Origin of the sequence: Microtetraspora fusca (assembly GCF_001570365.1) — a bacterium.
GTDB classification, from domain to species: Bacteria; Actinomycetota; Actinomycetes; order Streptosporangiales; family Streptosporangiaceae; genus Microtetraspora; species Microtetraspora fusca.
The window spans coordinates 247,970-266,790 of the sequence record NZ_BBYK01000041.1; the positions used below are offsets into that span (position 1 = coordinate 247,970).

Sequence of the window (18,821 nt, forward strand, 5' to 3'; positions counted from 1 at the left end):
TGTCCACGAACTGGGTGACGGAGAACACCGACGTCAAGCAGATCGCTCTGGCGGGTGACCGGATCGGCGTTCTGAAGTCGGACGGGACCGCTCTGGTGAAGGAGGGCGGGCTGTCGGCCACGTGGGTGACGGAGAACACCGGCGTCATCCAGATCGCTCTCGCCGGTAACCGGATCGGCGTCCTCCTGGGAGGCGGCGCCGCCCTGGTGAAGGAGGGCGGCCTGTCCGCCACCTGGGTGACGGAGAACACCGACACCACCCAGCTCGCCCTCGCCGGCGGCCAGGACTGACCGGAGCCCCGGCCGGCTCTCGGACGCCCGGGAGCCCGACCGGGGCCTCCTCTCGAACCGGCCCCGCTTTCCGGTGCCCGGCTACGCTCGGCCCGCGGGGGAGGGGGCCGGCCGCTCGGAGGCCCGGTCCGTCCCGGTAATCGCGCGAGGGCTGCCCGGCCGAGCGGAACGAGCCTAGGACGTGGGGAAGTCGACGACCTCGACCAGCGTGGCGAGGTCGACGTGACCGCGGACCTCCGCGACCGACCCGCAGTACGCCACCAGGAAGCGGCCGCCGCTGACCGTCCGGGAGACGCGGAGCACCGGACGACGGTCGAGCAGGATGTGCTCCACCTCGTAGCCGTCCGTCCCCACCCATCTGGCCATGCGGGCAGGATAGGAAGCCGCAGGTCAAGAAGGCAAAAGCGCTCCTTCAAGCCCATCGGTCGCGAGCCGGCGGGCGAGCCGTATGCGCACGATGCCCGGTAGCGGATGGACACTCCCCGAACCGGAGTTGACCGTCGGATGGGGAACGCGTCCCTAGCCTGGCCGACATGGCGCAGCGACTCCACAGGCCGCTATGACGGCGGCCGGCCCCTTGTGGCGAGCAGGCGAGCGGACCGGGCCCGACACCCTCCCAGGTCCCCGCCGGGCCCGAACGGCCCGCACGATCCGTACGGTCGCCCTGGTTCTGACCGGAGCGACCCTGACCGGCAGCGCCCTGAGCGGGTGCGGCACGGCCACCACGGATGTCACGACCAGCCCGGCAGCGGGACGCGGCACAGTGTCGGCGTCGCCCAGGCACCCGTCCCCGTCCGGTTCGGCGACCGACTCCGCCGCCGGGCCGGGGGACTCCAAGCGGGCCGCCTCCGAGCGCGACATCTACGCGGCCGACCGGCCGGGGATGCTCAGCCCCGCCGTGGCGAAGTTCCCGTCCCGGGTGTACGTGCCCAACAGCGAGAGCAGCAGCGTCGACGTCATCGATCCCAAGACGTACAAGGTCATCGATCACTTCCGGACCGACCGGCTGCCGCAGCACGTCGTGCCGTCGTGGGACATGAAGCGGCTGTGGGTCAACAACAACCAGGGGAACACGCTCACCCCGATCGACCCGAAAACCGGCAAGCCCGGCCGTCCGGTACCGGTCGAGGACCCGTACAACCTGTACTTCTCCCCGGACGGCCGGGAGGCGCTGGTGATGGCCGAACGGAACAACGAGCTCGACTTCCGCGATCCGCGTTCGATGCGGCTCCTGCACTCGATGCCGGTGCCCTGCCGGGGGATCAACCACGCCGACTTCACCGCCGACGGGTCGATCTTCCTCGCGAGCTGCGAGTTCTCCGGCGACCTGGTGGTCATCGACTGGCGGCGGCGCAAGGTGACCAAGACCATCGCCCTCGGCGGGATGAGCATGCCGCAGGACGTCAAGCTCTCCCCGGACGGCACGACCTTCTACGTCGCCGACATGGCGAGGGGCGGCGTCTGGCTGGTCGACGCGGCCACCTTCAAGGTCATCAGGTTCATGCCGACCGGCGCCGGGGCGCACGGCCTGTACGTCAGCCGGGACTCGCGCGTCCTCTACGTGTCCAACAGGGGCGCCGGGTCGGTGTCGGTCGTGTCCTTCAAGGAGCAGAAGCCGATCGCCACCTGGACCATTCCGGGAGGCGGTTCACCCGACATGGGCGGGCTGAGCGCCGACGGCCGCGAGCTGTGGCTGTCCGGCCGCTACCACGGCGTCGTCTACGTCTTCGACACGGTGGCCGGGAAGCTCACGCACACGATCAGGGTGGGCGCGGGGCCGCACGGGCTGTGCGTGTACCCCCAGCCGGGCCGCTACTCGCTCGGCCACACCGGGATCTTCCGATGACGTCCGGCGAGCCGGGAGCGTCCGGCGGGAGCCCGCCTTCCGGTCTCGGGCGGCCGGATCGCCGGCTGCTCCTCCTGGCCGCGACGATGGCCCTCGCTTCCGCCTGCTCCCGCGACGGCGACGGCGGGAGCGGGGACGGGGACGGAAACGCCGCGGCACCCGCGGCCGGTTCCCCGGCGGCCAGGACGCGCACGAGGCCGCCCGTGGTGAAGAGCCCCGCGTCGCCCAGCCCGTCGGCGGCGCACGCCCTGCCCCGGCTGCCCGCCGAGGTGGCGCACGGTCCGCGCGAGCGCATGATGGTCGCGCTGACCTTCCACGGCTCCGGTTCGCCCGAGCTGGCCGAGGCGGCGCTCCGGGCGATCGAGAAGGCGGGAGGACACGCCACCGTGCTCGCCGTCGGCACCTGGCTCGACCAGTACCCGGCGATGGCCAGGCGGGTGCTCGCCGGCGGCCACGACCTCGGCAACCACACCCAGCACCACCTCGACATCTCGTCGCTCGACGAGGCGTCCGCGCGCCGGGAGATCGAGGAGTGCGCGGCCCGCCTGCGCGCCCTGACCGGCTCGATCGGTTCCTGGTTCCGGCCCTCCGCGGCTCGCACCGCCACGCCGCTGGTGCGCCGGCTCAGCGCTCGCGCGGGCTATCCCACCTGCCTGTCCTACGACGTCGACTCGCTCGACCACACCGATCCGGGCCCGGGCGCCGTCGTGGACAACGTGCTGCGCGCCGTACGGCCCGGATCGGTGGTGAGCATGCACCTCGGGCACCAGGGGACGGTCACGGCGCTGCCCCGCGTCCTGGACGGGTTGCGGGCCCGGGGCCTGCGGGCGGTCACCACGACCGAGCTGCTCCGCGCCTGAACCCGAGGAGGTCGGTGGGGGTCAGCCGCGGGCGGCGTCCAGCGCGGCCAGGGCGGCGCCCCGGGCGCCCGCCATGTCGAGGTCGTCCACCAGCGATACGGCGGCCACCCGCAGCTGCTCCTCGCGCAGCAGGGTGTTCTCGCGCACCTTCTCCAGGAACCACTCCCGGAAGTGCGGCGCCGCCTCCACGACCCCGCCGCCCAGGAAGTACGCGCTGGGGTCGGTGAAGTTGGCGGCGATCGTGAAGAGCCGGCCGATCGCCTTCGCCTGCTGCTCGAAGACGTTCAGCGCCAGCGGGTCGCCGTTCTCGCCGTAGCCGCGCAGCAGCTTGGCGGCCTTCCCGAGCGGCTCGACGGAGGCCAGCTCGTGGTCGGGGAACCGGGTCAGCCAGAAGGGCAGCAGGTTCTTCTCGATGCCGGTCAGGGACGCCACGCTCTCCGCGTCGCCGGTGAAGCCGCAGTTGCATTCCGGGAGCGGCTGACCGTCCTCCAGGACGCCGTGCAGCGGGATGTGGACGTGCCCCAGCTCGCCCGCCATCCCGGCGGCTCCCTTGACCACGCGGCCGTTCTCGACGATGCCGCCGCCGAGGCCGGTGCCGACGATCGCCGAGATCGACGAGTGCTCGTGCGCCGCGGCCCCGAAGCGCACGTGATGCGCGTACAGGGCGGCGGCGTTCCCGTCGTTGTTGTAGACGACCGGGAGCGCCAGCCGCGCCTCCAGCGCTCCCCGGAAGTCGAAGCCGTGCCAAGGGGGCTCGGAGAAGTTCGTCGCCCCCTTGGACGAGATGACGCCGTCCGCGCTGGCCGGGCCCGGGGTGTCCAGCCCGACGGCGCGGACGCGGGAGCGGGCGACCCCGGCCAGGCGGAGCACGTTCTCCAGCGCGTCGGCGAGGCGCTCCACCGCCACTTCGGGCCCCTCGCGCACCATGCTCGGCGTCTCCACCAGCCGGTCCACCAGGAAACGGCCCGACGCGTCGAGCACGGTCGCGTTGTTGCTGGTGCCGCCGTTGTCGAGGCCGACGACGACGAACGACTCTGCATCTGCCATGCGGGAGATTCCTTTGCCCTCGCTTGTCAGTGCGAAGACTATTGCGACGACGACGGTCGCGAGAATCCCCCGCCGGGAACCGGGCGTCCGGCGGACCGGACCGGCGGGCACGACGTCCAGTGAGATCAAAGGGCCAGGAGATGTTCCATCAGCGATCACCCGGCCACCGGTGAGGGCACTCTGACCTCAGGACTGACGATCGATCCAGTGGGCGGAGGTGCTCACTCACCAGCGACACCAGGAGCCGGGTCCGCCTGATCGGCCGACCCGGTGGATCCCGTCAGCGGGCGGTCACGGGGACCCGGCCGGTCACCGACAGCTCGTCGAGGCCGGAGACGACGATGTCCGCCGAGGGGCCTGCAGGGAGGTCCGCCCGCCTCTCGTCCCGGTCCACGTCGATCACCAGGCCGAAACCGCCCCGCCGGGCCGCCTCCAGGCCGGGCAGCGTGCTCTCCAGCACGGCGGTCCGCTCCGGAGGTACGCCGAGGCGGCGGGCGGCCTCGAGGAACAGCGTCGGGTCGGGGCGTCCGGGAAGGCCGAGCCGCGCGGCGTCCTCGCCGTCCACCACCTCGTCGAACAGGTGACGGACCGCGGCGGCGGTGAGGACGCCGCGGCAGTGCCGGCTCGCGGAGACGGCGGCGATGCGCGCGCCGCGCCGCCGCAGCTCGCGCAGCAGCGCCACGCCGCCCGGATAGGCCGCCACCCCGTGCCGCCTCAGATGTGCGAGGAACAGGTCGTCCTTCTCGGCGGCGAGGGAGCGGACGCTCGGCATGCCGGGCGGGCCCTCCTCGGGCAGGCTCAAACCGCGGGAGGCCAGGAACGTGCGGATGCCGTCGAGCCGGGGTCGCCCGTCCACATGGCGGAAGTAGTCGTCACGGATGTCGAACGGCTCGGAACGGCCGTGCAGGAACCTGTCGAACACGTGCTTCCAGGCCGCCGCGTGCGCGCGGGCGGTGTCGGTGACGACGCCGTCCGTGTCGAAGATGGCCGCGTTGATGGAGGTCAGGTCGATGGCCGCCATGGCGTCGCCCCTTCCGTGCTGGATCGTGGAGTGAACACGGACCTCTCCAATCCGGATCGGATGGGCACCCACCGGACCGTTCCATCATGGGGGACGGCTCCATGGCGGCCACGACCACCCCACCATCTCCAGACCACGCCCGGAAAGGCCGAAGGTCCGTGATCGCCGGGCCGAATGTCCCCCCGTTCATGGGCCGGGTCGCCGTGTTCCGTCCGATGACAAAGGGCCAGAGTGGGAGGAAAAGGGGCGTCCCGTGGGGGAAGGGGACGGACGTGAGACGGTACGGGCTCATCGCACTGCTCGTTGTCACGATCGGCGCGCTGCTCGGAGGCGGTGCCCTGTACCTGCTCGGCGCCGTCGCCGCGGCGGACGTCGCGTGGACGGTCGGTACGCTCGCCGCGCTGCTCCCCGCCGTCTGGTGGCTGGTCTCGGCGCTGTGGCGCCGCAGGCTGGGCGTCGACGCCATCGCCGTGCTCGCCCTGGCCGGGTCGCTCGCCGTAGGGCAGTACCTGGCCGGCGCGCTGATCGGCGTGATGCTCTCGACCGGCCAGATCCTGGACGACTACGCGCTGCGCCGGGCCCGCCGGGACCTGACGGCCCTGTACGAGCGCGCGCCGCGCACCGCCCGCCGCTACGAGGACGGCACACCGCACGTCGTCCCCGTGGACGAGGTGCGGCTCGGCGACCTGCTGCTCGTCCCGACCGGCGAGACGGTCCCGGTGGACGGCGTCGTGCGCCGCGGGGTGGCGCTGCTCGACGAGTCGGCGCTGACGGGCGAGTCCCTGCCGGTGGAGCACGCCGAGGGCGAGAGCGTGCCCAGCGGCGTGGTCAACGCGGGCGGGGCGTTCGACATGTGCGCGACCGTGACCGCGGCCGAGAGCACGTACACCGGCGTCGTCCGGCTGGCCCGCGAGACCGAGGCGGGCAGCGCTCCGATCGTGCGCCTCGCCGACCGCTTCGCGGCCTGGTTCGTGCCCGCCACCCTCCTGGTCGCCGGGCTGGCCTGGCTGGTCTCCCGCGACCCGGTCCGCGCGGTCGCGGTGCTCGTGGTCGCCACCCCCTGCCCGCTGCTGCTCGCCGCGCCCGCCGCCATCGCGTCCGGTCTGTCCCGTACGGCACGACACGGCGTGGTGGTGAAGGGCGGCGGGGCGCTGGAGACCCTCGGGAGGGCCCGGACGCTGGTGCTGGACAAGACCGGGACGCTCACCGTGGGCCACCCTCAGGTGGTGGACGTCGTGCCCGCGCCCGGCCGGACCCGCGACGAGGTCCTGCGGCTGGCGGCGGCGGTGGACCAGATGTCGTCGCACGTGCTGGCCTCGGCGATCGTCCGTACGGCCCGTGAGCGAGGGCTGGAACTCCCCATGCCCGGCGACGTGCGGGAGGAGCCGGGCAGCGGGACCAGCGCGCTGGTCGAGGGCGCCAAGGTCCGGGTCGGCAAGGCCCGTACGGCGTCGCGGTCGGAGTGGGAGGAGGCGCAGCGGGCCAGGGCGGCGCTCGACGGCGCGATGACGGTGTGGGTGACCGTGGACGACGCGGTCGCCGGTGTGATCCTGCTGCGGGACGAGGTGCGCGGGGACGCCGGCCGCACGTTGCGGCGGCTGCGCTCGGCCGGGATCGACCGGGTGGTGATGCTCACCGGCGACCGGGCCGAGGTCGCGGAGAGCGTCGCGACCGTGCTCGGCATCGACCAGGTGTTCGCCGAGCGCTCCCCGGCGGACAAGGTGGCGGGGGTCCGGGAGGAGGTGCGGCGGGCCACGACCGCGATGGTCGGCGACGGAGTCAACGACGCGCCGGCGCTCGCCGCCGCCGACGTGGGCGTGGCGATGGGCGCCCGAGGCTCCGGCGCCTCGGCCCAGGCCGCCGACGTGGTGCTCACCACCGACCGGATCGACCGGCTGGCCGACGCGATGGAGGTGGCCCGGCGCTCGCGGCGGATCGCCATGCAGAGCGCGGGCGTGGGCATCGGGCTCTCGCTGGCGGCCATGATCGTGGCGGCGTTCGGCTTCCTGCCGCCGGCGGGCGGCGCCCTGCTGCAGGAGGGCATCGACGTCGCGGTCATCCTGAACGCGCTGCGGGCGCTCGCGCCCGGCCTGGGAGCACGGCGGCGGGTGGACGTCCGGACGGACGCCCTGTTGCGGCGGTTCGAGAGCGAGCACGCCGAGCTGCGCCCGCCGTTGGAGACCATCAGGGACGTCGCCGACGCGCTCACCTCGCCGCCCGCTCCGGGCACCCTCGCCGCGCTCCGCAGGGTCCACGCCTTCCTCACCGAAGACCTGCTTCCGCACGAGCACGACGAGGAGGAGCGGCTCTACCCGGCGATGGGCGAGCTGCTCGGCGACCCGGAGGCGACGGTGACGATGAGCAGGGCGCACGCCGAGATCGACCGGCTGGTCACGCGGCTCGGCCGGCACATCGAGCTCGCCGAGCCGGACGGCCCGTACCCGGAGCAGCTCGACGACCTGCGGGCCTGCCTGTACGGGCTGTACGCCGTGGTGACCCTGCACTTCGCGCAGGAGGAGGAGGCGTACTTCTCCCTCGCGACGAGTGGCCACGACTGACGGTTCGACGCCCTCGACGCGCCTCGACGGCCTCGCTTGGGGCTTCCCGCGCGCCGTCGTCCCCGAGCGATCTCGTGAGCGCTACGCGCGATCACGCGGCGCGCGGCCCGGTCATCCCCTGATGGACGGGCGGGTGTGCAGGGTCACCAGCGTCTGGTTCCCCTCCCCGTCCTCGATGTCCAGCGCCCACGGCGTCCCCGGGATCGACGAGGTCGTCTGGATCCGCTGCGGGTGGTTGATCGCGTGCCGCAACACCACCGGGTACCTGCTGTCACGCCCGCCGAGCCCGACGGAGAAGGCGTCGTCCTTCTCGTCGTACTCCAGGTAGGCGAGCGGGAGTTTCGCCGCCTCCGTCTGGTCGCCGAAGGTGCGGTTCAGCACCTCGACGGTGACCGCGGCGCCCTCGTAGTCCTTGGTCAGCATCTCGAAGAAGTTGTGCCACTCCGCGCGGGGGAGTTCGGCCTGCTGCTGGGTCATGTCCTGGCTCCTTCGGCTCGCCTCACTTCATGCTGATCACCGCCCGGGGGCCGTCACATCACCCGATCGAGTAGGACTCGGTCAGAAACGGCCGACGCTCATCACCGCCGGGGTTCCGCGCTGCGTCGAGGGAGGGCGAGGGTGCAGGCGCCCCTCAGTGTGCGGCCAACGGTGTCGTGGGGGATCGTGGGCAACATGCGCTCCCGGCTCAGACCGAGGTCAGGCGGAGCAGGACCGCGCCGCCGATGATGGAGGCGAAGCAGATCAGCCGCGCAGCGGTGATCCGTTCCTTGAAGAGGATCGCGCCCAGCACGACCGTTCCGGCGCCGCCGATGCCGGTCCAGATGGTGTAGCCGACGCTGACGTCCAGTCGGCGAAGGGCGAGCGAGAGGGTGTAGATGCCGCCCGCCGCGGCGATCAGCGTGAGGACGGAAGGCACCAGGCGGGTGAAGCCCTTGGTGGCGTTGGTGCCGAGGGCGAAGGCGATTTCGAAGAGGATGGCGACGCCGAGGTAGACCCAGGTCATGACGGTGATCTTTCTGTGCGAGGTGGCTGAGCCGAGGCGGGTGGGAAGGTCAGACGACCGCGGCCTTCTTGGCCGCGACGTTGTCGGAGATTCGGAGGCCGAGGGCGCCGCCGATGATGAGGATGAAGGCGACGACCTTCCAGACGGTCATGGGCTCGTCGTAGATGATCGTGCCGAAGACGACCGTTCCGACGCCGCCGATGCCGGACCAGACGGTGTAACCGACGCCCACGTCAATCGTCTTGAGGGCCTGGGACAGGGTGAAGATGCCGCAGGAGGCCGCGGCGGCGGTCAGCAGGGACGGCCACAGCTGGGTGAATCCGTCGGTGGCATTGGTGCTGAGCGCGAACGTGATCTCGAACAGCGACGAGAAGAGCAGCCAGGCCCAGCCTTTGGAGCTGGAGTTGGACGTCGAGTCGGACGTGGAGCCGGCAGACGTCGGGTCGGCGGACATGAAAGGCCTCCAAGATATTGCTTGTACATGCATATAGGCGGTGGATGCGCCCCGCTTCGAGACGAGGAGGGGCGGTGAGCAAGAGCTTGCATGTACATGTATCTTGCTGTCAAGTGCGACGATACGGGAGGAGCGCTCGAACCATGGCGCAGACAAACACGAGTGCTGACGCCCCGCCCGCCTCCTCTGACCAGGCCGTCTGGAGCAAGGTTCTGGCCCTGCACACACGCGTGGAGCGCAAGCTGGCCCAGAGCCTCCAGCGCGCGCACGGCATCGGACTCTCCGAATACCGCGCACTGGCGGACCTCGCCCAGGCCGACGACGGTGAACTGCGCATGCAAGAACTGGCCGACCGAATCGGGCTCAACCAGAGCTCGGTGACGCGCCTGGTCGGTCGGCTCGACGCGGTCGGCTTCGCGTACCGGGACGTCTGCCTCGACGACGGGAGAGGTGTCTACGCAGTCATCACCGACGAGGGGCGCGAGCGCTACAAGGCGGCACGCGGCACCTACGCCGAGGCGCTCGCCTCCGAGCTCGACACCGCGAGCGCCGACCCCCAACTCGCCGACGTCGTCCAGGCGTTGCGCAACGCACTGTGACGTCGGCGCCGTCGTCCTTCGGTGGCCGGGGGAGAAGGCGCCCGTGTGCCTCCCCCCCGCGAGGCCAAGGTACGGCGGCGCCCTTCGTGCGGGTCGTCCACGGGCGGAACGGCTTGGCTAGTCTGATCAAGGGGCCGGGCGGTCCCGGCGCAGGGCGACGGGAGGGGCGTAGATGGCGGGCAACCGGGCGTTGCGTATGGGAACGATCCTGGCCGGGGCGGCGGCCGTCGCCGCGGCCGGATGGGCGCTGAGAGAGGTCCCGGCGGCGCTCGGCGGCAGACCCTCGGGCCGGCGGGCCGAGCGGATGCGCCGCTCGCCGCACTTCACGGGCACCGCCTTCGCCAACTCCTCGCCCGTCGCGGTCGCCACGCCGGGGCAGGGCGGCCGGCTGCTGCGCGACATGATGGCGAGCGGGCCGCGGCGCAAACCGGCCGGACCGGTGCCGGTGCTCGTCCCGTCCGCCGCCGCCGAGTCCGATCTGGACATCGTCTGGTACGGCCACGCGACGACCCTCGTCGAGATCGAGGGGCGTCGCGTGCTGTTCGATCCCGTGTGGAGCGACCGGTGCTCCCCGACGCCCCTGGTCGGCCCGAAGCGGTTGCACCCGCTGCCCGTGCCGGCCGAGGAGCTCCCGCCGCTGGACGCCGTCGTGATCTCGCATGACCACTACGACCACCTGGACATGGCGACGGTCCGTACGCTGACCAGGACCCAGGTGGCGCCCTTCCTCGTGCCGCTCGGGGTGGGCGCGCACCTCGACAGGTGGGGAGTGCCCGCGAACCGGATCATCGAGCTGGACTGGGACGAGACCTGCACGATCGCCGGGCTGCGCGTCATCCTCACTGAGGCCCGCCACTTCTCCGGCCGCGCCTTCTCCCGCAACCCGACCCTCTGGGGCTCGTGGGTGCTGGCCGGGGAGCGCCGCAAGGTCTTCTACACCGGGGACAGCGGCTACTTCGACGGCTACGGCCGGCTCGGCGCGCAGTACGGGCCGTTCGACGTGACGCTCATGCAGATCGGCGCGTACAGCCCGAGCTGGCCCGACATCCACATGACGCCGGAGGAGGCGGTCGAGGCCCACCTCGCCCTCGGGGGGGACCTGCTCATGCCGGTCCACTGGGCCACCTTCGTCCTCGCCTTCCACGGCTGGGCGGAGCCGGTCGACCGGCTGTGGCGCGAGGCGAAGGCCCGCGGCCTGCGGCTCGCCGTCCCCCGGCCGGGGGAGCGGATCAGCGTGGACCGGCCGCCCGCCGTCGACGCCTGGTGGCAGGCGCTCGCCTGACCGGTCCGTACGCGCCTGGCGGGCCGGCGGCGGCCGTCACGCCAGGGTGAGCACCCTGGGGGACGCGGCCGTCAGCTCTCCCTCGGTCTTGAGCTCGACCACGCTCCCGGTTAGCCAATAACAATACCGGTATTATTATCACGCTTGCTAGGATCTGCGCATGGTGCGACCGCCGCTGACCGAACTTGATCACGAACGAGGCCACCGCCTGGGCGTCCTGCTGCGGCAGGCGCGGGGCGAGCGCAGCATGGTGGAGGTGGCCGCCGCCGCCGGCCTGTCCCCGGAGACACTGCGCAAGATCGAGACCGGCCGGGTGCCGACGCCGGCCTTCTTCACCATCGCGGCGCTCGCCGCCGCCCTGAACGTCTCCCTGGACGTGCTCGCCGAGGTCTGCGCCCAGGACCGCGCCGCCTGAGCCGGTAACGGGCGTCGCTCTGCGGCGTGGAGGCGGCCGAACAGCGCGCGTGTGGTCACCGGGCTCGCCTCCGGCCGTGCGTGGACGGCCGGAGCCGGGGCGGAGGTGCGCCGGTTTTACCGACAGCTCTCCAGGATGGTGGCGTTGGCGAGGCCGCCCGCTTCGCACATCGTCTGCAGGGCGTACCGCGCGCCGCGCTGCCGCATCGCGTTGACGAGCGTGGTCATGATGCGGGCGCCGCTGGCGCCGAGCGGGTGCCCCAGGGCGAGAGCGCCGCCGTTGACGTTGACCTTGGCCGGGTCGGCGCCGGTGTCGCGCAGCCAGGCGAGGACGACGGACGCGAAGGCCTCGTTGACCTCGAACAGGTCGATGTCGTCGAGCCGCAGGCCGGCCCGGCGCAGCACCTTCTCGGTGGCGGGGATGATCCCGGTCAGCATCAGCAGCGGGTCGGAGCCGGTGACCGCGAAGCTGTGCAGCCGGGCCAGCGGGCGCAGGCCGAGCGCGGCCGCGGTGTCGGCCCCGGCGATCAGCACGGCCGCCGCTCCGTCGTTGGTGGGGCTGCTGTTGCCGGCCGTCACCGACCAGGAGATCTGCGGGAAGCGCTCGGCGTACCCGGGATCGGCGAACGCGGGCCGGAGCCCGGCGAGGATCTCCTCGGTGGTGCCGGGCCGTACGGACTCGTCCCGGTCGTGGCCGTCGAACGGGACGATCTCGTCGGCGAACAGCCCGTCTCGATGGGCGGCGGCGGCCTTCCGGTGGGAGGAGGCGGCGAAGGCGTCCATCTCCTCGCGGCTGATCGACCACTTGGCGGCGATCAGCTCCGCGCTGATCCCCTGCGGCACGAGGCCCTCGGGGAAGCGGGCCGCGAGCGCGGGGCCGAAGGGGTCGGCTCCGGGCGGCACGTTCGACCACATCGGCACCCGGCTCATCGACTCCACGCCGCAGGCGACGACCAGGTCGTACGCGCCGGACATGACGCCCTGGGCGGCGAAGTGCACCGCCTGCTGGGAGGAGCCGCACTGCCGGTCGACGGTGACGGCGGGGACCGAGTCGGGGAAGCCCGCGGCGAGCCAGGCGTAGCGGGTGGTGTTCATGGCCTGCTCGCCGACCTGGTCGACGCAGCCGCCGATCACGTCGTCCACGGCGGCGGGATCCACTCCGGCGCGCTCGACGAGGGCGCGCAGCGTGTGGGCGAGCAGATCGACCGGGTGGACCCCCGACAGGGCGCCTCCCGGCTTGCCCTTGCCGATCGGGGTGCGCACGGCTTCCACGATGACGGCGTCGCGCATCGCGGACCTCCTATCAGTTGGAAAACTGGATGTACTCAAACGCACTGTAACCCGGTAAGTTGGAAAATCCAACGGGCCCCGTGCGGTGGCGGCGGCACACGTCGGATCGCGGAAAGGACGGGCGGAGATGACGGGAGCACGCCCCTGCTCGGTGGCCGACGCGCTGAGCGTGATCGGTGAGAAGTACTCGCTGCTGGTGCTGCGCGAGGTCTTCTTCGGCGTCCGGCGCTTCGACGCCATGGCGCGGAACATCGGCGCCCCGCGCGACATCCTCGCCGCGCGCCTGCGCCGTCTCGTCGAGGCCGGCGTCCTGGAGAAGGTGCCCTACAGTGAGCGGCCCCGCCGGTTCGAGTACCGTCCGACCGAGGCGGGCCAGGAGCTGCGACCGGTGCTCCTCATGCTGAAGCGCTGGGGCGACCGGCACCTCGTCGAGGTCCCACCCGTGATCCTCGACCACTCATGCGGCGCCGAACTCGACCCCGTGGTGGTCTGCGGGTCCTGCCGCGAGCCGGTCGTGAAGGAGTCGCTGACCGCGCGGTTCCAGATCCCCGGCTGGACGGCGGCCGGCGCCGTCGACTGAGCCCGGAGGGGTGGGCCGCCCGCCACGGGGGCGAGTGGGAGCGGTACGGAGCGGCCGTGGATCGCCCGGCCGCCTGATCCGGACGCATCCGCCTGGATGAGAGGTGGGATGGCCGGACTGTGCCCTCCGTGGCGTCAACGCATGCGGCGGCAGGTCATGCCGAGTGGACGCCGCCTTGCAATTGCTGGACGGCCTGGACCAGGGGCGCGAGCACGGGCTCGGCGGCTGCCTGGTCGAGGGCCTCGCGCAGGGCGGTGTTGTGGGTGGGGCGTGCCTCCTCCAGCAGGCGCCGGCCGTCCTCGGTGACGTCGGTGTAGATCCCGCGGCGGTCGGTGGGGCACAGATAGCGCGAGAGCAATCCGCGGTCCTCCAGTCGGGTCACCAGCCGCGTGGTGGCGCTCTGGCTGAGGACGACGGAGTCGGCGACTTGCCGCATCTGCAGGTGTCCGCCCTCGCCGTCGTGCTGGCGGCTCAGCACGTCCAGGAGCGAGTACTCGCGCGCGCTCAACTGGTGTCTGGTCTGCAGCGCACGTTCGACTCTGTTCTCGATGCGTCCGTGCAGCAGCGAGAGCGCCGACCAACTGTGCGCCAGTGCGGTCATCGCCGGGTCGGTGGCGGTCATGAGCAGCTCCCTCAGGCGGGTCGTGCGAGTGGAGGCCGCAGGCAGGAGACCTGCCGCCGTATCACGCACTTCACTATACCCGCGTTTGCCATTAGCCCGCGTGTGCAATTATTGTGTGCGCTCGTAAGGCGCTCGCGCAACTTAGCCCTGCATGTCAAAGGACCCTCGTCATGCCGCTCGCACTGCTGGCCCTGGCCATAGGCGCCTTCGGAATCGGCACCACGGAATTCGTGATCATGGGGCTGCTGCCCCAGGTCGGCGCGGACCTCGGCGTGTCCGTGCCGACGGCCGGCTTCCTGGTCACCGGCTACGCCCTCGGCGTCATGATCGGCGCACCGATCATGACCGTCGTCAGCACAAGGATCTCCCGCAAGAACATGCTCATGGTGCTCATGGGCCTGTTCATCCTCGGCAACTTCATCTCCGCCGTCGCCCCGGTCTTCGCCGTCATGTTGATCGGCCGAGTGGTGGCCTCACTGGCCCACGGCGCCTTCTTCGGCATCGGCTCCGTCGTCGCCGCCGAACTGGTGGCGCCGGAGAAGAAGGCCGGCGCCATCTCCATGATGTTCACCGGCCTGACCGTGGCCAACGTCGTCGGCGTTCCCCTGGGCACGTTCGTGGGCCAGAGCGCCGGCTGGCGCGTGACCTTCCTGATCGTCGCCGCCCTCGGCGTAGTCGGCCTGGCCGGCGTCGCCAAGCTCGTACCCGACGTACCCAGGCCGGAGGGAGTACAGCTGCGGCACGAGGTCGCCGCCTTCAAGAACGTCCAGGTCGTTCTGGCCATGGCCATGACGGTCCTCGGCTTCGGAGGCGTGTTCGCCGCGATCACCTACATCGCGCCGATGATGACCGAGGTCAGTGGCTTCGCGGAATCCTCCGTCACCTGGCTGATGGTGGTTTTCGGGCTGGGCATGGTGGCCGGCAACCTCATCGGCGGCCGTTTCGCGGACCGCAAGCTCATGCCCCTGCTCTACACCGCCCTGGGCGGCCTGGCGCTGGTCCTGCTGCTGTTCACCTTCCTGGCCTCCGGCAAGGCCGCGTCCGTCGTGGCCATCTTCCTCATCGGCGCTCTCGGCTTCGCCACCGTCCCGCCGCTGCAGAAGCGCGTCCTGGACCACGCCCACGGCGCGCCGACGCTGGCCTCGGCGGCCAACATCGGCGCCTTCAACCTGGGCAACGCCCTGTCCGCCTGGCTCGGCGGCCTGGTGATCTCCGCGGGCCTCGGCTACGCCGCGCCCAACGCCGTCGGGGCTGCCCTGGCCGCCGCCGCTCTGGTGCTGGCCGTCATCTCACACCGGCTCGAACTGCGGCCCACCCGCGCCACTGCGGCTTCCGCCCCGGCGAACCTCGACCCCGCCGCGGCCTCCGGCCAGAGCGCCGCTCCCGCCGCGGCGGCGGCCATCCGCTCCTGATCCGCTTCGTCCAGACCGCAGGCTCTCCGACCAACCTCGTCCGCGGACCGGCGGTGGCCGGCACCAGCCGGCCACTCCCTGCTCCGCTCTTCCTGTCAAGGCAGTACCAAAGAAGGGACCCCTGATGACTTCCGTGCCGAACGTGACGCTCAACAACGGAGTGACCATGCCGCAGTTGGGCTTCGGCGTCTTCCAGGTCCCCGACGAGGAGACCACAGCCGCGGTCACCAGCGCCTTGGAGGCCGGCTACCGCAGCATCGACACCGCCGCGATCTACGGCAACGAGCGCGGTGTCGGCAAGGCCATCGCTGCCTCCGGCCTCCCCCGCGAGGAACTGTTCGTCACGACCAAGCTGTGGAACCAGGATCAGGGCCACGACCGGACCCTGGCCGCGTTCGACGCCTCCCTGGACAGGCTCGGCCTCGACCACGTCGACCTCTACCTCGTCCACTGGCCCACCCCGGCCCGCGACCTGTACGTGGAGACCTACCAGGCTCTGGAGAAGATCCTCGCCGACGGGCGTGCCCGCGCCATCGGCGTCTCGAACTTCCAGATCCCCCACCTGCAGCGGCTCCTGGAGCACACCGGCATCATGCCGGCGGTCAACCAGGTGGAGCTGCACCCCGGCCTCCAGCAGACCGAGCTGCGCGCCTTCCACGCCGAGCACGGTATCGCCACCGAGGCCTGGAGCCCCCTGGCCCAGGGCGCGGTCCTCGGGGACGAGGCGATCGTGGGAGTCGCCGAGGCGTATGGCGTGACCCCGGCGCAGGTCGTGCTGCGCTGGCACCTGCAGACCGGCACCATCGTGATCCCCAAGTCCGTCACGCCCGAGCGCATCCGGCAGAACCTCGATGTCTTCGGCTTCGAGCTCACCGACGCCGACATGGCCGCCCTCGCGGGCCTCGACCGGGGTCTGCGCACCGGCCCGGACCCCGACACCTTCAACTGACGGCGGCCGAGTGGCTCACCGCCAAGTGCGACGTGCCGCACCATGGCATCCACGTCCGTGAGCCGCGTCGTCCAGGCCGCCCCCCGAGGAGGTCTGGGCCTGATCGGCGGCTTCCGCTCCCTGCCCGACCGGCGCCCTACCAGAGCGCCTTCAGGAGGCGAGAACGGTCCAGTGGGCGGAAGGGCCCACTGGACCGGTGGCTATCGGCACCGGGTCGGCCTGATCAGCCGACCCGGTGGGTCTCGTCAGCGGTCGGTGAGACCGGCGCGGCGCAGCGCCTCGGCCATCGCGCCGCCGGGAGCGGCGGAGCCCCGGCCGCCGGAACCGCCCGACGAGCCGCGGTCCGACCGGCCGCGGTCCTGGCGGGACCGGCCGCCCTGGTCCCGGTGGCCGCCGTCCCGCCGGCCACCGCGGTCGCCCTGGCGCTGGTCGCCGCGCGCCGGGGTCTCGTCGTCGAGCCGGAGGGTGAGGCCGATGCGCTTGCGCGGGATGTCGACGTCGAGCACCTTCACCCGGACGATGTCGCCGGGCTTCACCACGTCGCGCGGGTCCTTCACGAAGTTGTTGGACATGGCCGAGACATGCACCAGGCCGTCCTGGTGGACGCCGACGTCGACGAACGCGCCGAAGGCCGCGACGTTGGTGACCACGCCCTCCAGCACCATGCCCGGCTTGAGGTCGGAGATCTTCTCGACGCCCTCCTTGAAGGAGGCCGTCTTGAAGGCCGGACGCGGGTCGCGGCCCGGCTTCTCCAGCTCCTTGAGGATGTCGGTCACGGTCGGCAGGCCGAAGGTGTCGTCCACGAACCGGGCCGCATCGATGGTCCGCAGCGCCGCGGTGTTGCCGATCAGACTCCGAATGTCGCTTCCGGTGGAGTCGAGGATGCGCCGGACGACCGGGTAGGCCTCCGGGTGCACGCTCGACGCGTCGAGCGGGTCGTCCCCGTCGGGGATGCGCAGGAAGCCCGCGCACTGCTCGAACGCCTTCGGACCGAGTCGCGGCACCTCCTTCAGTGCCTTGCGGGAGCGGAACGGGCCGTTGGCGTCGCGGTGGGCCACGATGTTCTCGGCCAGCCCGGAGCCGATGCCGGAGACGCGGGTCAGCAGCGGGGCCGAGGCGGTGTTGACGTCGACGCCGACCCCGTTGACGCAGTCTTCGACCACCGCGTCGAGCGAGCGCGACAGCTTCACCTCGGACAGGTCGTGCTGGTACTGCCCGACGCCGATCGACTTCGGATCGATCTTGACCAGCTCGGCCAGCGGGTCCTGCAGGCGGCGGGCGATCGAGACCGCGCCGCGCAGCGACACGTCGAGGCCGGGCAGCTCCTGCGAGGCGTAGGCGGAGGCGGAGTAGACCGACGCCCCGGCCTCGGACACCACGATCTTGGTCAGCCCCGGCATCAGCTTGACCAGCTCGCCGGCGAGCTTGTCGGTCTCCCGCGAGGCGGTGCCGTTCCCGATGGCGATCAGCTCGACGCCGTGCTGCTGGACGAGCCGCCCGAGGACGGCGAGCGACTGGTCCCACTGCCGCTTCGGCTCGTGCGGATAGATCGTCTCGGTGGCGACCACCTTGCCGGTCGCGTCGACCACCGCCACCTTCACGCCGGTGCGCAGGCCGGGGTCGAGGCCCATGGTCGTCCGGGTGCCGGCCGGCGCCGCGAGCAGCAGGTCGCGCAGGTTGGCCGCGAACACGCGGACCGCCTCCTCCTCGGCCGCCTGCCACAGGCGCGTGCGCAGGTCGATGCCGAGGTGGACGAGGACGCGGGTGCGCCACGCCCAGCGGACGGTGTCGGACAGCCAGCGGTCGGCCGGCCGCCCCTGGTCGCGGATGCCGAAACGCTGGGCGATGCGCAGCTCGTACCCGTTGGGCTCCTCCGCCTCGGGGTCAAGCGTGAGACTCAGGACCTCCTCCTTCTCGCCGCGGAACATGGCGAGGATGCGGTGGGAGGGGAGCTTGGTGAACGGCTCGGAGAAGTCGAAGTAGTCGGCGAACTTGGCGCCGGCCTCCTCCTTGCCCTCGCGGACGGCGGCGGCCACCCGGCCCCGCGACCACATGCGCTCGCGCAGCTCGCCGATGAGGTCGGCGTCCTCGGCGAACCGCTCCACCAGGATCGCCCTGGCGCCTTCGAGCGCCGCCGCCGCGTCGGCGACGGACTCGCCGACGAAGGCCTCGGCGGTCGCGTGCGGGTCGAGCGTCGGCTCGGCCAGCAGCTTGTCGGCCAGCGGCTCCAGCCCCGCCTCACGGGCGATCTGCGCCTTGGTGCGCCGCTTCGGCTTGTAGGGGAGGTAGATGTCCTCGAGCCGCGACTTGGAGTCGGCGGCCATGATCTGCGCCTCGAGGGCCTCGTCGAGCTTGCCCTGGGAGCGGATCGACTCCAGGATCGCCGCCCGGCGCTCCTCCATCTCGCGCAGGTAGCGCAACCGCTCCTCGAGGGTGCGCAGCTGCGCGTCGTCGAGCATGCCGGTCGCTTCCTTGCGGTAGCGGGCGATGAACGGCACCGTCGCGCCGCCGTCGAGCAGATCGACGGCCGCGGTCACCTGGGCCTCGCGCACGCCGAGCTCGTCGGCGATCCGCTGCTGAATAGAGGTCGTCAC

Annotated in this window: 19 protein-coding genes; 10 read left to right on the top strand and 9 right to left on the bottom strand. The window is 71.9% G+C overall.

Annotated elements, in window-relative coordinates:
* The coding region (locus AWQ68_RS08455; protein WP_218006810.1) for a hypothetical protein at positions 1-290 on the top strand (290 nt) is incomplete at its 5' end.
* A gap of 174 nt (positions 291-464) precedes the next feature.
* Here AWQ68_RS08455 and AWQ68_RS08460 read toward each other — a convergent pair.
* A complete protein-coding gene (locus tag AWQ68_RS08460) occupies positions 465-656 on the bottom strand; it encodes a hypothetical protein (protein WP_066937275.1) in 192 nt (63 codons plus the stop codon).
* A 193-nt stretch (positions 657-849) separates the two neighbouring features.
* On the opposite strand from AWQ68_RS08460, the gene AWQ68_RS08465 reads away from it, so the two are divergent.
* Both AWQ68_RS08465 and AWQ68_RS08470 read left to right on the top strand, forming a co-directional pair.
* Positions 850-2,136 (top strand): YVTN family beta-propeller repeat protein, encoded by a 1,287-nt coding sequence (locus AWQ68_RS08465; protein WP_066937278.1) that lies wholly within the window; start codon positions 850-852, stop codon positions 2,134-2,136.
* Positions 2,133-2,996 carry a polysaccharide deacetylase family protein gene (locus tag AWQ68_RS08470; RefSeq protein ID WP_084463768.1) on the top strand — a complete coding sequence of 288 codons (864 nt, stop codon included), beginning with the start codon at positions 2,133-2,135 and terminating at the stop codon, positions 2,994-2,996. The genes AWQ68_RS08465 and AWQ68_RS08470 overlap by 4 nt, the downstream gene beginning before the upstream one ends.
* A gap of 21 nt (positions 2,997-3,017) precedes the next feature.
* Here the strand turns inward: AWQ68_RS08470 and AWQ68_RS08475 are convergent, their stop codons facing one another.
* Complete coding sequence (locus tag AWQ68_RS08475; protein ID WP_066937282.1) at positions 3,018-4,043, bottom strand: ROK family protein; 1,026 nt, start codon at positions 4,041-4,043, stop codon at positions 3,018-3,020.
* 280 nt (positions 4,044-4,323) lie between these two features.
* Positions 4,324-5,064 (bottom strand): HAD family hydrolase, encoded by a 741-nt coding sequence (locus AWQ68_RS08480; protein WP_066937285.1) that lies wholly within the window; start codon positions 5,062-5,064, stop codon positions 4,324-4,326.
* Between the two features lie 272 nt (positions 5,065-5,336).
* Between AWQ68_RS08480 and AWQ68_RS08485 the strand changes: the two genes are divergently transcribed.
* Complete coding sequence (locus tag AWQ68_RS08485; protein WP_066937287.1) at positions 5,337-7,622, top strand: heavy metal translocating P-type ATPase; 2,286 nt, start codon at positions 5,337-5,339, stop codon at positions 7,620-7,622.
* Between the two features lie 111 nt (positions 7,623-7,733).
* Here AWQ68_RS08485 and AWQ68_RS08490 read toward each other — a convergent pair whose 3' ends face one another.
* The 3 genes from AWQ68_RS08490 to AWQ68_RS08500 all read right to left on the bottom strand — a co-directional run bounded on the left by AWQ68_RS08490 (position 7,734) and on the right by AWQ68_RS08500 (position 9,079).
* The gene (locus tag AWQ68_RS08490; protein ID WP_066937290.1) at positions 7,734-8,099 is read right to left on the bottom strand and encodes a DUF5335 family protein; all 366 of its coding nucleotides are present in this window, start codon (positions 8,097-8,099) and stop codon (positions 7,734-7,736) included.
* A gap of 208 nt (positions 8,100-8,307) precedes the next feature.
* Positions 8,308-8,625 (bottom strand): DMT family transporter, encoded by a 318-nt coding sequence (locus AWQ68_RS08495; protein WP_066937293.1) that lies wholly within the window; start codon positions 8,623-8,625, stop codon positions 8,308-8,310.
* A 49-nt stretch (positions 8,626-8,674) separates the two neighbouring features.
* Positions 8,675-9,079, bottom strand: a complete 405-nt coding sequence (locus AWQ68_RS08500) for a DMT family transporter (protein WP_084463769.1) — start codon at positions 9,077-9,079, stop codon at positions 8,675-8,677.
* Positions 9,080-9,222: 143 nt separating this feature from the next.
* Here AWQ68_RS08500 and AWQ68_RS08505 point away from each other — a divergent pair, with 143 nt between their 5' ends.
* The 3 genes from AWQ68_RS08505 (at position 9,223) to AWQ68_RS08515 (ending at position 11,375) form a co-directional block, all read left to right on the top strand.
* Entirely contained in the window at positions 9,223-9,678 is a 456-nt protein-coding gene (locus AWQ68_RS08505; RefSeq protein ID WP_066937296.1) for a MarR family winged helix-turn-helix transcriptional regulator, read from the top strand.
* Positions 9,679-9,850: 172 nt separating this feature from the next.
* A complete protein-coding gene (locus AWQ68_RS08510; RefSeq protein ID WP_066937299.1) occupies positions 9,851-10,960 on the top strand; it encodes an MBL fold metallo-hydrolase in 1,110 nt (369 codons plus the stop codon).
* A gap of 160 nt (positions 10,961-11,120) precedes the next feature.
* Positions 11,121-11,375, top strand: coding sequence for a helix-turn-helix domain-containing protein (locus AWQ68_RS08515; RefSeq protein WP_066937300.1), 255 nt, complete (start codon positions 11,121-11,123; stop codon positions 11,373-11,375).
* 116 nt (positions 11,376-11,491) lie between these two features.
* Here the strand turns inward: AWQ68_RS08515 and AWQ68_RS08520 are convergent, their stop codons facing one another.
* Positions 11,492-12,664: a thiolase family protein gene (locus AWQ68_RS08520; RefSeq protein ID WP_066937304.1), complete on the bottom strand. Its 1,173-nt coding sequence runs from the start codon at positions 12,662-12,664 to the stop codon at positions 11,492-11,494.
* Positions 12,665-12,791: 127 nt separating this feature from the next.
* Between AWQ68_RS08520 and AWQ68_RS08525 the strand changes: the two genes are divergently transcribed.
* Entirely contained in the window at positions 12,792-13,244 is a 453-nt protein-coding gene (locus AWQ68_RS08525) for a winged helix-turn-helix transcriptional regulator (protein ID WP_066937307.1), read from the top strand.
* Positions 13,245-13,398: 154 nt separating this feature from the next.
* On the opposite strand, the gene AWQ68_RS08530 is transcribed toward AWQ68_RS08525, so the two are convergent.
* On the bottom strand, positions 13,399-13,866 hold the full coding sequence (locus tag AWQ68_RS08530) for a MarR family winged helix-turn-helix transcriptional regulator (protein WP_066937310.1): 468 nt from the start codon (positions 13,864-13,866) through the stop codon (positions 13,399-13,401).
* A 170-nt stretch (positions 13,867-14,036) separates the two neighbouring features.
* Here AWQ68_RS08530 and AWQ68_RS08535 point away from each other — a divergent pair, with 170 nt between their 5' ends.
* Complete coding sequence (locus tag AWQ68_RS08535; protein ID WP_066937311.1) at positions 14,037-15,278, top strand: MFS transporter; 1,242 nt, start codon at positions 14,037-14,039, stop codon at positions 15,276-15,278.
* A gap of 124 nt (positions 15,279-15,402) precedes the next feature.
* Positions 15,403-16,227: an aldo/keto reductase gene (locus AWQ68_RS08540; protein ID WP_066937314.1), complete on the top strand. Its 825-nt coding sequence runs from the start codon at positions 15,403-15,405 to the stop codon at positions 16,225-16,227.
* Positions 16,228-16,472: 245 nt separating this feature from the next.
* On the opposite strand, the gene AWQ68_RS08545 is transcribed toward AWQ68_RS08540, so the two are convergent.
* Positions 16,473-18,821, bottom strand: a complete 2,349-nt coding sequence (locus AWQ68_RS08545) for a Tex family protein (protein WP_066937319.1) — start codon at positions 18,819-18,821, stop codon at positions 16,473-16,475.

What these genes read in the sequence shown, in the direction of transcription:
- AWQ68_RS08505 (WP_066937296.1), top strand. Translation starts at nt 9,223, where the DNA reads ATGGCGCAGACAAACACGAGTGCTGACGCCCCGCCCGCCTCCTCTGAC.
- AWQ68_RS08495 (WP_066937293.1), bottom strand. Translation starts at nt 8,625, where the DNA reads ATGACCTGGGTCTACCTCGGCGTCGCCATCCTCTTCGAAATCGCCTTC.
- AWQ68_RS08500 (WP_084463769.1), bottom strand. Translation starts at nt 9,079, where the DNA reads ATGTCCGCCGACCCGACGTCTGCCGGCTCCACGTCCGACTCGACGTCC.
- AWQ68_RS08490 (WP_066937290.1), bottom strand. Translation starts at nt 8,099, where the DNA reads ATGACCCAGCAGCAGGCCGAACTCCCCCGCGCGGAGTGGCACAACTTC.
- AWQ68_RS08470 (WP_084463768.1), top strand. Translation starts at nt 2,133, where the DNA reads ATGACGTCCGGCGAGCCGGGAGCGTCCGGCGGGAGCCCGCCTTCCGGT.
- AWQ68_RS08530 (WP_066937310.1), bottom strand. Translation starts at nt 13,866, where the DNA reads ATGACCGCCACCGACCCGGCGATGACCGCACTGGCGCACAGTTGGTCG.
- AWQ68_RS08520 (WP_066937304.1), bottom strand. Translation starts at nt 12,664, where the DNA reads ATGCGCGACGCCGTCATCGTGGAAGCCGTGCGCACCCCGATCGGCAAG.
- AWQ68_RS08510 (WP_066937299.1), top strand. Translation starts at nt 9,851, where the DNA reads ATGGCGGGCAACCGGGCGTTGCGTATGGGAACGATCCTGGCCGGGGCG.
- AWQ68_RS08480 (WP_066937285.1), bottom strand. Translation starts at nt 5,064, where the DNA reads ATGGCGGCCATCGACCTGACCTCCATCAACGCGGCCATCTTCGACACG.
- AWQ68_RS08465 (WP_066937278.1), top strand. Translation starts at nt 850, where the DNA reads ATGACGGCGGCCGGCCCCTTGTGGCGAGCAGGCGAGCGGACCGGGCCC.
- AWQ68_RS08535 (WP_066937311.1), top strand. Translation starts at nt 14,037, where the DNA reads ATGCCGCTCGCACTGCTGGCCCTGGCCATAGGCGCCTTCGGAATCGGC.
- AWQ68_RS08460 (WP_066937275.1), bottom strand. Translation starts at nt 656, where the DNA reads ATGGCCAGATGGGTGGGGACGGACGGCTACGAGGTGGAGCACATCCTG.
- AWQ68_RS08540 (WP_066937314.1), top strand. Translation starts at nt 15,403, where the DNA reads ATGACTTCCGTGCCGAACGTGACGCTCAACAACGGAGTGACCATGCCG.
- AWQ68_RS08475 (WP_066937282.1), bottom strand. Translation starts at nt 4,043, where the DNA reads ATGGCAGATGCAGAGTCGTTCGTCGTCGTCGGCCTCGACAACGGCGGC.
- AWQ68_RS08525 (WP_066937307.1), top strand. Translation starts at nt 12,792, where the DNA reads ATGACGGGAGCACGCCCCTGCTCGGTGGCCGACGCGCTGAGCGTGATC.
- AWQ68_RS08515 (WP_066937300.1), top strand. Translation starts at nt 11,121, where the DNA reads ATGGTGCGACCGCCGCTGACCGAACTTGATCACGAACGAGGCCACCGC.